Below are 11250 nucleotides of genomic sequence, written 5' to 3' on the forward strand. Positions count from 1 at the left end.
AGTCGCAGATTCTGTGCCGTACTCTGCGCGACGCCCGAGCCAGTCATGAACGCTGCAAACAGATAAGTATTGCTTGAGAGGGAGATTTCCGCCCGATCATACTGGACGTTTTTAAAAATCTTAAAACAACACCCAGAATATCATGGCTGAGAAGAGATCGCATTGGTTATGAATGCCGTTATCGACACAAGAAAAGGACAATCACCGTAACTTTATGTCCGTCATGATTATATTCACCAAGACACTAACGATAGCTTGAAACGCGTCAACGTATTATAATCACTACAAAAGGAGGAAAACAACATGTCTTCATTACTGAAGACCCAACACATTCAGGAACTGATCAAGAAAGCTTCCGGTCTAACAGTCGAAGGCGGTGACGCTCGCCTGAAGAAGATCACAGAGCGCTTCCTGACTGACACTATACGCCTGATCGAGGACTTCAATGTCACGCCGAGCGAATTCTGGTACGCCGCCAATTATCTCGCCCGCGTCGGACAGTCCGGCGAGATCGGCCTCGTCGTTGCCGGGTTGGGCCTGGAGCATTTCCTCGACCTGTTACAAGACAAGGTCGAGGAGGAAGCTGGCCTTGACGTTAAGAGTGGCACGCCGCGCACGATTGAAGGGCCTCTCTATATTGAAGGCGCACCGCTCTCTAAGGGAGAAGCCCGCCTTGACCAGCTTGCCGAGAATGGCGAAGTGCTCATCATGGAAGGCCAGGTAAAAGACGTGGCCGGCAAGCCTGTTTCTGGCGCCATCGTAGATGTCTGGCATGCCAACACAAAGGGTAACTACTCGCATTTCGACCAATCACAGCCTGCTTTCAATTTGCGTCGCCGAATTGAGACGGATGGCGAGGGGCGCTACAAATTTCGCAGCATTTTGCCCTCCGGCTACGCCGTGCCGCCTGAAGGCACAACCAATCAATTTCTTAAATCAATCGGCCGCCATGGCAACCGGCCAGCGCATATCCATTTCTTCGTCTCTGCCCCTGGCTACCGCAAACTGACGACGCAAATCAACATCGAGGGTGATGAATATATCTACGATGACTTTGCCTATGCCACCCGCGACGGACTGATTCCGCCGGTGGTACGACATTCGACAGCCGCAGAAATTCAGGCCAAGGGCCTTAACGAACCGTTCGTGACAATCCACTTCGACTTCACGCTACACCGAGAAGAAGCCGGCCTGCCGGCCGCCGAGGTGGAACGGCTCCACGCTCCCGCCTGAAACCGTTCCGCCCGTGGCCACGGCAGTGTCCACGGGCTTCCCGCCTGTCCCGTCTCAACGATTAGAGAATGTCCATGTCCCAGGCTCCTTCGATCCAGCTCACCGAAACGACGAAGGATTTCGCGATCCATTCGGTCGTCAGCCTGATCGTGGATGTTCCCACGATCCGCAAGCATAAGCTCTCGCAAACCTCAGTCACGGCGCAGAACTACGTCATTGTGCGCATTCGTCTTGTCAACGGCGTGGAGGGCATCGGAGAGGCCGCGACACTGGGTGGACCGCGCTGGAGCGAGGAAAGCGTGGAAGGCATCAAGACCGTTATCGACACCTACCTCGCTTCCGCCATCATCGGGCTAGACGCCCGCCAGATTCAAATCGCGGCAGCGAGTATGGATCGAGCCGCCAAGCGGAATAACGCCGCGAAGGCCGCCATCGAAACCGCCTTGTGGGATGCCATGGGCAAGAGCCTTAACCTGCCCGTGCATACCTTCTTCGGCGGCGCCGTTCGAACGAAAATTCCGGTGCTGTGGACCCTGGCCTCCGGAGATCCTTGTCAGGAAATCGAAGAAGCCAACGCCAAGCTCGAACAGCGCCTGCATAACCGTTTCAAAGTGAAAATCGGCGCGCAAACGCCGGAGCAGGACATCGCACGCCTGACCAAGCTTACCAATGCGCTAAATGGCCGCGCCGAATTGATTGTAGACGTGAACCAGGCGTGGGATGAGTCCATCTCGATCCACTATTTGCCGAGACTCGCCGACATGGGGATCAAACTGGTGGAGCAGCCAGTCCCGGCCTGGAACATCCCCGCCCTCGCTCGCCTGCGTACCCGCCCCGGCATCCCGCCGATCCTCGCCGATGAATGCGTGTTCGACGCGCACGACATGCTGCACGTCGCCAATGCTGGGGCAGCAGATGCTGTCTCCTTGAAGTTAGTGAAGCATGCGGGCCTAGTCGGCCTCCGCGCTGTCGCCTCTGTGGCCGAGGCCGCTGGCCTCGAGCTTTATGGCGGCTGCCTGCTGGAAAGTTCCGTCGGGGCTTCTGCGCATCTTCAGGTTTTCTCTACCTTCCGGAAACTACATTGGGGCTGCGAACATTTTGGGCCACAGATTCTTATCAGCGACATCGTTGCCGAGCCGCTGAGGTTCGCTGATTTCTGTGTGCATTTACCTAGCGGGCCAGGTATCGGCATGGTTCTGGACGAAGACAAGCTGCACCGTTTCACGCGCGCATAATAAGGGAAGTCTTTCAAATGCTTTATGCTGTACATATGGATGTCCAAATCCCCCATGATTCTGACCCGGCTACCATCGACAAGTTGAAGGCCGAGGAGAAGGCACGTGCGCAGGATTTACAGCGTGAGGGCAAATGGGTGCATCTATGGCGCGTAGCCGGACGCTATGCCAATATCAGCATCTTCGACGTGGCTGGCCATGACGAGCTTCACGGTGTTCTTTCTACACTACCACTGTTTCCATTCATGGAGATCAGCGTAACACCATTGGCCAAGCACCCATCTTCGATCAAGTAGCCGAAACAAAGTAACATTTATTAGCGTAAACGACTAAATTTGCGTGCATGCATCAATAATTCCAGTTACATCTTCAGCCTTTCTATTGCTGTAATCGCTTGGTACCGCTCTACGTGTGTGGCAGGGAGAAGACGCACGCGTTCGCCAAAGCGTGCTGGCTTATATGTCTGACCTTACACAGTTGCGTGGCTTCTAATATTTATTACGATATGATGTAAATTGTTTGGTGCGGGAGGTTGTGGGCCTACTAATCCAGATCGGCATCACCGTCTATTATGGCGATGACCTTCTCATCGGCGGCATGTTCACAGAATAACCTCACTGCGCCGACCCCGGTCCGCTTTATCGCTTTCATTCTTTACGACGACGAGGTGGCGCCAGCTTTTTCCCACCCTAATCGTAGTTTGACGGCAAGCCCCATGCCCGCGTGCATGGCTTCGGCGCTATCCAGAATTCCATCATCGTCAGCAAGACGACTGCCGGCTTGGGCGAAGCACCCACTGTCATATGGTTTCTGGCGACGCCGCCGCGTACTGTAACCCGAAGGCAATGCCCTCACCTCAAAGGGCATTGCCGCCTCCAAGCGAACTAAAACTATGAAGCAAACATATGTGACAAAACTAAAGCTCGTGGGCCGCCAAGGATGCCGCGACCTAGGTTCCCATCCGGAGCCCTGCAAGAGACTTTTGTCTGGTTCACACATGTTAGTCCCTCCAGCGATGCTGCATATCTCAACGCTGGAAAAGTCGACAGAAATGTCTTATTCGATTGAATCATTTCTAAAAATTCTCAATAATTTGCAACGATTTTTGGGATTTGGCGTGGCGGCAACAGGCTCTCCGCCCAAGCCGCATATTCCAGTAATTTTTCATCTGTATTTCGCGCACCGAGAAGCTGTATGCCAATTGGCAACCCATTCTCACCCACCATTCCTGGCAGAGTTACACTAGGCAAGCGCAGCAAAGTCCAAAGTCGGCTAAATATCGGGTCACCTGTTACCTCCAGCCCCAACGGAGCCTCTCCCGGCGCAGCCGGCGCAAGCAGTACATCGTAATTTTCAAAGACTTCCGAAATTTCCCGACGAAGCTGACGAGCTTTAATTCTAGCGGCAAGATAATCGTCATACGACACAGCCGTACCAGACCTGATCAGAGCCAAAATTTGCGGGCTCAGGAGATTGGCATGATTGTCATACTCGGAGGCAAGCACCTGCACCGCCTCATAACTCATAATAAGCTTATGCAATCCCTCTCCCTCAACAAAGCCGTCTAACGCCAACGGCTCTACTAGCGTCTCTGCACCTAATAATTCAGCCGCATTTTCAAGGGCAAGGTGCATGTCTGCCTTTCCTTGGTTCCACCAGGGAGTACGGCAAAAGCCGATCCGTGTCGGACGGACTGGATGGCCCGCCATCCCGCCCCCCAAAACTCCGTGGGCAGCGACCAGACCGGCAACATTCGGGGCCAATACGCCGAGCGTATCAAAAGAAGGCGCCAACCCCTTTACGCCAGCGAGGCTGTAGCTACCAAAAGATGGTTTCAGCCCAGCAATACCGCAATAGGATGCAGGACGAGTGAGGGAAGCTGCCGTTTGGGACGCCAAACCAAGTCCGACCATACCCGCCGCCACGGCAGCGGCTGATCCCGAGGACGAACCGCCGGGTGTACGATTTAGGTCATGCGGATTTCGTGTTTTCCCAGGACGAAAGAAAGCAAATTCCGTTGTCACCGTCTTACCCATATTCACCGCACCGGCGCGCTCAAGAAGAGAAACGCAAGTGGCATCAGCACGAGGCCGGAAACCATCGTAAATAGGCGAACCATAGGTGGTAGGAAAATCTTTCGTCTCAATAATATCCTTGACGCCGACACCAACCCCCGAGAGCAGACCGGGACGAGGAACAAAGCCATGTATACGCGCTCGGTCAAACGCACAGAAAGCACCGATCTGAGGCTCGACGGCCTCTATGATTTTAAGCATGCGATCGATGCCATTCTGGGTTGATGCCATAACAGGCTGTATTGAGCGTTCGGGCAAAACTTTTTTCCTTTCTATCGTCTTCATATCCCAGCGCGGTTTATTTCGGCACAACAAAGGCCGTTACAGGAGATGGTTTTCCGCAAGACAGTTAATACCGACTATCGAATCTTTTAACGAAATCAAGCAAACAGGAAAAGCTGTATAACGCAGAAATCGAAGCGATTATTTGAATAAAAACAGAAAATCAAATCACGACGCCGCTCAAGCTGCAATTGCAACAAACAGAGAGGCCGAGTTCTTGCCTTATAGTTTCGGCCCCTTCTTTAATCCGCCAACGCGTTCCTTCCTCGCAGACCAGGGCAGCGATTGACCTACTGTGCCGATACCAGGTAGTGACATAGGCGCGCATGTATCGGCAATGCCGGCCCAGATCAGCAGTCCTGGCATCTATGGGCCCTGCGTAGCAGCGCGAACTCTTCGGCGTCGAGATCAGCCCGCGGACAATAAGCTCAGTCGAAGAGCCGCTTGGCCTTGGTCGCTTGCGCCGCTGACAGGCGTTGTCATGCTCCCGCGGCAAGCATCATGCGATGTCCATTGCCTCGCCGACAATGCTCAGCAACTTACCTCGGGCGTTGAACCAGTGATTGGAATCCACTCCTGGCAAAAGTTTGTCTTGTCCAGGGGGAAGCTTTCTTCATTTTACTGATACCATAGACGCCGTCGGTAGCAACCCAAGTAAAGCGGACATAGGCATCAATTGCCTGATCGATCGTCGCCGATGCCAGCGCCGGTTTGGTTAAAAATGCGATCGTGTCAGCCACATATGCAGCGTGCATTCGTGCCAGATCTGACTTCCGATACAATGCATGGCCGATAAGTGCATACTCCCTGTGCAAGAGCTACCCGGCGAACACACAAATTTAGTAGTTACTGAACATGTCCAGGGAACCCGCATATAGCCTGCCAACGCCGCTCGAATTGCCGCCCGGCGTAAGGAAAACGGCCTTTTCACGCATCAGCCTCCCGTTTTCTGCAGTGAGATGCCCGAAAACATAAGCTTGCACGGCATCATGCACAGGATTGTTGCCGGCTTCGTCCAAACAGCGCTTGCTGCCGCCAGGGGGCCGCAAAACGTGCCGCCCAAGCTCCAATACATCTTCAACAAGGGCGCTGTAACTTTGTCAAACACTGAACCATAGTTGCCCCTTTAGACCAGATGTTCGCCTGAGATAGGGCGGTGATCCGTCTCACAATATGCAGGATTTCGAGGGTTGCGCTGGATTGGTCTGCGCCGAACCTCATGCATAGGAGACGAGTCACGGCGACGTTTATCACTTACATTGGCCTTGATGTGCACAACAATGCGATAGCCGTTGCGGTTGCTGAGTCGGGCCTGCGGAAGGAGGTGCGTGATTACGGGACGATCGCGAACACGCCGACCGCGTTGAAGAAGCTGATTTCCAAGTTAGCCAGGAGCGGTCACGAATTACGGTTTTGCTATGAGGCGGGACCTTGCGGCTATGGTACCCAACGGCAGATCGCTGCGGCGGGGCACGAATGCATTGTTGTGGCACCATCTTTGATTCCGAAAAAGCCTGGCGACCGGATTAAGACTGACCGGCGGGACGCAAACGATCTGGCCAAGCTGCACCGGGCCGGTGAGTTGACCGCGGTGTGGGTGCCTAACCAGGCGCACGAGGCAATTCGTGATCTGGTTCGAGCCCGTCTGGCGGCGGTGCGCACGTTGCGTAAGGCACGCCAACGACTATCGGGGTTCCTACTGCACCAGGGCTGCCACTATGGCCAGAAGGCATGGACGCATCTACACCGGCGTTGGCTGGCCGGGCTGAAGTTTGAGCAGCCGGTGCATTATATCGTTCTTGAGGATTGTATCGAAGCGGTGGATGCGACGAGCGCCCGGCTGGATCGTCTGGAGGCGCATATCGAGGCGGCCCTGCCGGGGTGGTCTCCCGCACCGGTCGTGCAGGCACTTCAGGCATGGCGCGGCGTGGCAATGGTAGCGGCGGCAACACTGGTTGCCGAACTTGGCGATATCACCCGCTTCGCCAAACCAACTCAGCTCATGGTATTTCTTGGCTTGGTCCCGTCTGAAAACGCCAGCGGCGCCAAACGTCGCCAGGGCGGTATCACCAAGGCTGGCAACGAGGCGGCACGGCGCATGCTGATCGAGGCCGCCTGGAGTTACCGGTTCCCGGCCCGGATCGGCCGTGCACAGTTGATCCGGCAGGAGAAGCTCACCAAGCCGGTCCGCGATATTGCACGGAAAGCGCAGGAACGACTGTGCTGGCGGTACCGCAAGTTTGCCCGTGCCGGAAAGTTGACCACGGTGATAACCACCGCGATCGCGCGCGAACTGACAGGGTTTGTTTGGGCAATCGCCAATCAAGTGCAACCGGCAGCAGCCTGACACCTTCGTATTGACCCCGAACATCTCGCCAAGAAAGGAGCTCGCCACCGCAACTATATATCCAAAGCTGGGCAAGGCCGGGGGCACGATTACGGCCAGGGGAACCCTCGTAGACTCTATCAGCCGGATCTTATCCGACGCTGGATCTTAGACCGAGGAAGCTCCGCGACGCATCACAGGTCCGGCGGTAACCAACCCGCGTATCGGAGAATGATCAACCGTCGTTTCATGATCGTGCCTCCTGCCTTTCCCAGGGGCGGCCGTACCGAAAAGGCTTACAAAAGAAAGTATTTTTATCCCTGCAGCTTGAAACGACGAACATGAGAGAATCCCTTTCAAAGCCCTCCGAGTAGGGCACGCATGCATAGGAGTAAGCAGGCGATTGTAGTGAGTGCCTGATGCATGTCGCATGCGGCGGTCGCATCGAATGGTGAACCTCTGGAATCGGTTGTTCCAGGCAAAGCTTCATTCGATTACCCATCTGTGCCGCCAAAGCTTTTGCGAACTGTCTCGGCCTCTACGGGGTATGAGTGGCCTGATACTGCCGCGGTTGCAAGCATCGTGGCGGCGACGGTGGTCATATGCTTTATCAGCATGCAGCTAGGCCGGGCGGCGGCGCTTTCCAGCGACAGTGGGAATGGCGTCGGTCAGTTCCTAGACAGGCACGCTGTCATGGACGTTGGGTCGGTCACCGGCAATAACGGTTCGACAATTAGCTAAAGTGCATGGGGGGAGTAGAGGTAAGGTCATCTCCCCCCATGAATCACCCTATCCGAGCCTGGCAAGAGGTTTTGAAGGGAGATCTTAGTCCCATCTCCAATAAAATGAACGCAGGAGAGAAGCATGGCACTGTACACAAATAGACCGTTTCTTCTCAATTATGCATGGCACATCACAGATCTACTAAGAAATATTAATTAGCTGCGCTAATTGTGCTGCATTTGATTTTATCAAATTTTGATATTTATCAAGGACGGCACGCCTAGAATTTAATAGCCTCCTTTCTTAATTCGAAATCCTGCAATGCTGAACAGGTGCAAGACTATTGGCTGTGATCGGGGGGGCATTCCTGAGGAACGCGGGAGCTTGCCCTAAGATGCCTCTTAAGTATCTATCGCGACACAATAATAGGTAAAACCGAAATAGATATTAACCGTTACCCTATTTGGTAAGTACCTAATAAATAGAATTCCTGCGTTAGTGACGGCAATTTTGATCGGGCGAATCATGAAGTCTCCCCATATTGCGTCGGTTGCATGTTTTGTGTTGGCTCTTTGGCTGGCGGCTTCCGTTGGCATGGCAGCACGGGCTCAATATTTTTCTAATCGCGATGGTTATACCAGCACGGGCGCATATCGCGTACAGGTTGAAGTCGATCCCTATTTTTGGTGGCCAGGCTTCGCCGGGTCAGTGAATTATGCCACGCCAATAGCCGACAGTCGGATGCTTAGCGCTTTCAATACCGGCTTGCTGAGTCCGATTGATATCGCTCATATTCTTCATGCCGCGTTCATTGGCGATGGCCTTGTACGGTATGGTCCCTACTCCGCCGAAATGGATCTACAGTATATCTCTGTGAGCCAAAGCCAGGATCTACCATCCGGCCCTCTGGGCGATAATCTTAGGCTGAAATCAGCTCTGCAGTTATTGCGAATTGCTCCAGGTTTTGGCTATCAAGTTTACGCTGGCAATGTTTATGGAGTCCCCACATCCGTAGACGCACGCGCGGGCTTCAGCTTTTTTTCTGCTTCGCAGAGCTACACCGGCGAGGAGGAACTAGCTGGCCGCAGTTCAACTAACAACACCAACTTCGTACAGCCCTGGATTGGCACGCGAGCAGACTTTATCCCCGGACCACGATGGCGCATTGAGCTTGCCGCGCTGGTGCAAGGCTTCGGTGTCGATGGTGGCTCCTGGGGCTGGGGCGCATCTGGCACGATCTCCTATGCTGTAAATGACTGGCTCAGCATAAATCTGGCGGCGCGAGCGCTAGACACCGAGCGCTTGGGGCTCAGCCGCGATACGCTTGGGGTGCGGCGGTCACTTCATATCACCACTTATGGCCCCATTTTTGGGGTCGGTTTCAGGTTCCCGCGACCTCTGTCTTCGCCTCCAGCCCCAACCGCTATGCCAACCACCGCCCCCGCCCCCCTCCAGGCCAAGACATATCTAGTGTTCTTCGATTGGGATGAGGCCACGCTTACGCCGCGCGCAAGCAGGGTCATCGCCCAAGCCGCGGCGGACAGCCGCACAAATCAGGTCACGAGGATCGAGGTGGATGGTTACACGAATACATCCGGTAGGCCCCCCTACAATCGGAACCTTTCCATAAGCCGCGCAAAAGTTGTTGAAAAGAAATTGATTTCTTACGGTGTTCCAGCCTCTGAAATTGCCGTACGGGGTTTTGGCGACACAAAGCTTCTCGCGCATACTGGGGCCAATTTACGTGATCCACAAAACCGCCGCGTCGAAATCGTTATAAATTAGACTAACATTATCTCGTAACTAAATCGACACGATAACGATATCAGCAGGATTTGCGCAGCATATAAAAAACCAGATTATAGGATTATAAAAAAAAGCACTAACACAGCAGGAGTTTTCTGATGAAAGTCAAACGTCGCAATTCTATCATAAGATACGCGTCCGTATTCCTGGTAATGTTCACCTTGGCTAGTCCTGCGTCGGCTGCGTCAGCTTCAGAACTGATCCGAACATCAAATGTGGCGCTACAAAATCTTTACGATACACAGCCAAAAGCTAAGCTTCTTGGCGAACGAGCCAAGGCAATTTTAGTATTTCCTTCTATTGTAAAAGCCGGTCTCATTTTTGGTGCACAGACTGGAGATGGCGTTTTGTTCGAAGGTGGCTTACCCACGCAGTTCTATAATATCTCTGCGGCATCGTACGGATTGCAAGCTGGCGTCCAGTCTTTTAGCTATGCACTTTTCTTTATGAAAGCCTCTGCACTCTCTTATCTAAAAAAAAGTCAAGGCTGGTCGGTCGGTGTAGGACCCAGCATTGTTGTGCTTGATAAAGGGGCGGCCTCAAGTCTAACAACCACGACGCTAACGCAGGACGTATATGCGATACCATTCGGACAGAAGGGGTTGATGGCCGGAGCAGGGATTGAAGGATCAAAAATCACGGCTATCAGCGTTGGTCCTTAGCCATGGCCATGGCTAAGGAAATCTCCGCGCTGGTATAGCCGATCTTGTCTTCAGAATGGACCGGTCTTGTTGGCTACGGCCCTAGTAGTCTGTTCCCCGCCCATCACGCGGTGACTTTCGTCTAATTGCGGTTTCAGGCCCCACCTGAAATGCCAAGTCAATGACGGCCGTGGTTCGTGATGTGGGTATTCTGGTTATCTTAATCGAAACGATCGAAGAGGTTTGTAAGAACTATCGATTTGAGTTTTATAGTAATGATTTGTGGCGAGATCGACTCACCAGTATGCTTCAAGCTGTCATGCTACGATATCTGGCACAAGGCTTGCCAGCGGTAACCGTACTCGGCAGCGGAGAGTCGATTAGAATGTGCTTCCCTCAGGCTGCGCATATGGCCCCTATTTTGGGCGCACTATTATAACTGCGGGGGAAAGTATTATGAAAAACTGGAAATACTTATGCACAGGTGGTTTTCGAATAATCAGAACATAATAGCGGCGGTGGCGTGTACAAGTGAGTCGGCTGATTTTCGACGTTTGCCAGAGTAGAGGCATACCGGTCATGGTTGGAGTAACTCTATCCTAAGAGCTTGTTGATCGAAGCAGATTGCTAGTGTCCTGATCGGAAAGTAGTCTACATTCTGGCTAAACCTTAAACTTGGGGAGGCTAGGATGTCGAAGGGTCGTGCGGTTGCTGTCATGTTGGATGATGCTGAGGAAGCTGCCCTGACGGCTCTGATCCGCAAGCATGGAGCGCCACAGTCGCTGGCATTACGTGCCCGCATCGTGCTTGCCGCGGCGGACGGTCTAACCAACAAGGATATTGCGACGAAGCTGAATGTCTGCGCCCATACCGCTGGCGTGTGGCGCAATCGGTTTGCTCGCGATGGTCTGGATGGGCTGTACGATGAG

Annotated in this window: 11 protein-coding genes; 8 read left to right on the forward strand and 3 right to left on the reverse strand. The window is 53.5% G+C overall.

Features of this window, described 5'->3' with window-relative positions:
* The first annotated feature begins 303 nt into the window (after positions 1–303).
* The 3 genes from catA (at position 304) to catC (ending at position 2764) form a co-directional block, all read left to right on the forward strand.
* Positions 304–1233 carry a catechol 1,2-dioxygenase gene (catA, locus tag BUB54_RS15905; protein ID WP_048880031.1) on the forward strand — a complete coding sequence of 310 codons (930 nt, stop codon included), beginning with the start codon at positions 304–306 and terminating at the stop codon, positions 1231–1233.
* Between the two features lie 74 nt (positions 1234–1307).
* Positions 1308–2468 (forward strand): muconate/chloromuconate family cycloisomerase, encoded by a 1161-nt coding sequence (locus tag BUB54_RS15910; protein WP_241869451.1) that lies wholly within the window; start codon positions 1308–1310, stop codon positions 2466–2468.
* Between the two features lie 17 nt (positions 2469–2485).
* Positions 2486–2764 (forward strand): muconolactone Delta-isomerase, encoded by a 279-nt coding sequence (catC, locus tag BUB54_RS15915; RefSeq protein WP_048880033.1) that lies wholly within the window; start codon positions 2486–2488, stop codon positions 2762–2764.
* A 789-nt stretch (positions 2765–3553) separates the two neighbouring features.
* Here the strand turns inward: catC and BUB54_RS15925 are convergent.
* From BUB54_RS15925 to BUB54_RS15930, 3 genes are all read right to left on the reverse strand, one after another.
* Positions 3554–4828, reverse strand: coding sequence for an amidase (locus BUB54_RS15925; RefSeq protein WP_073211932.1), 1275 nt, complete (start codon positions 4826–4828; stop codon positions 3554–3556).
* 536 nt (positions 4829–5364) lie between these two features.
* Positions 5365–5565: a hypothetical protein gene (locus BUB54_RS20440; protein ID WP_139284953.1), complete on the reverse strand. Its 201-nt coding sequence runs from the start codon at positions 5563–5565 to the stop codon at positions 5365–5367.
* 99 nt (positions 5566–5664) lie between these two features.
* Positions 5665–5844 (reverse strand): hypothetical protein, encoded by a 180-nt coding sequence (locus tag BUB54_RS15930; protein WP_139284954.1) that lies wholly within the window; start codon positions 5842–5844, stop codon positions 5665–5667.
* Positions 5845–6044: 200 nt separating this feature from the next.
* On the opposite strand from BUB54_RS15930, the gene BUB54_RS15935 reads away from it, so the two are divergent.
* From BUB54_RS15935 to BUB54_RS15960, 5 genes are all read left to right on the forward strand, one after another.
* Positions 6045–7172: an IS110 family RNA-guided transposase gene (locus BUB54_RS15935; protein ID WP_073211933.1), complete on the forward strand. Its 1128-nt coding sequence runs from the start codon at positions 6045–6047 to the stop codon at positions 7170–7172.
* Positions 7173–8468: 1296 nt separating this feature from the next.
* The gene (locus tag BUB54_RS15945) at positions 8469–9659 is read left to right on the forward strand and encodes an OmpA family protein (protein ID WP_158320164.1); all 1191 of its coding nucleotides are present in this window, start codon (positions 8469–8471) and stop codon (positions 9657–9659) included.
* A 119-nt stretch (positions 9660–9778) separates the two neighbouring features.
* Positions 9779–10342: a lipid-binding SYLF domain-containing protein gene (locus BUB54_RS15950; protein WP_048880220.1), complete on the forward strand. Its 564-nt coding sequence runs from the start codon at positions 9779–9781 to the stop codon at positions 10340–10342.
* 160 nt (positions 10343–10502) lie between these two features.
* On the forward strand, positions 10503–10760 hold the full coding sequence (locus BUB54_RS15955) for a hypothetical protein (RefSeq protein WP_048880221.1): 258 nt from the start codon (positions 10503–10505) through the stop codon (positions 10758–10760).
* 250 nt (positions 10761–11010) lie between these two features.
* Positions 11011–11250: helix-turn-helix domain-containing protein (locus tag BUB54_RS15960; RefSeq protein ID WP_139284877.1), on the forward strand; the 240-nt coding region annotated here is incomplete at its 3' end.

This window comes from Acidocella aminolytica 101 = DSM 11237 (assembly GCF_900129125.1).
Taxonomy (GTDB): domain Bacteria; phylum Pseudomonadota; class Alphaproteobacteria; order Acetobacterales; family Acetobacteraceae; genus Acidocella; species Acidocella aminolytica.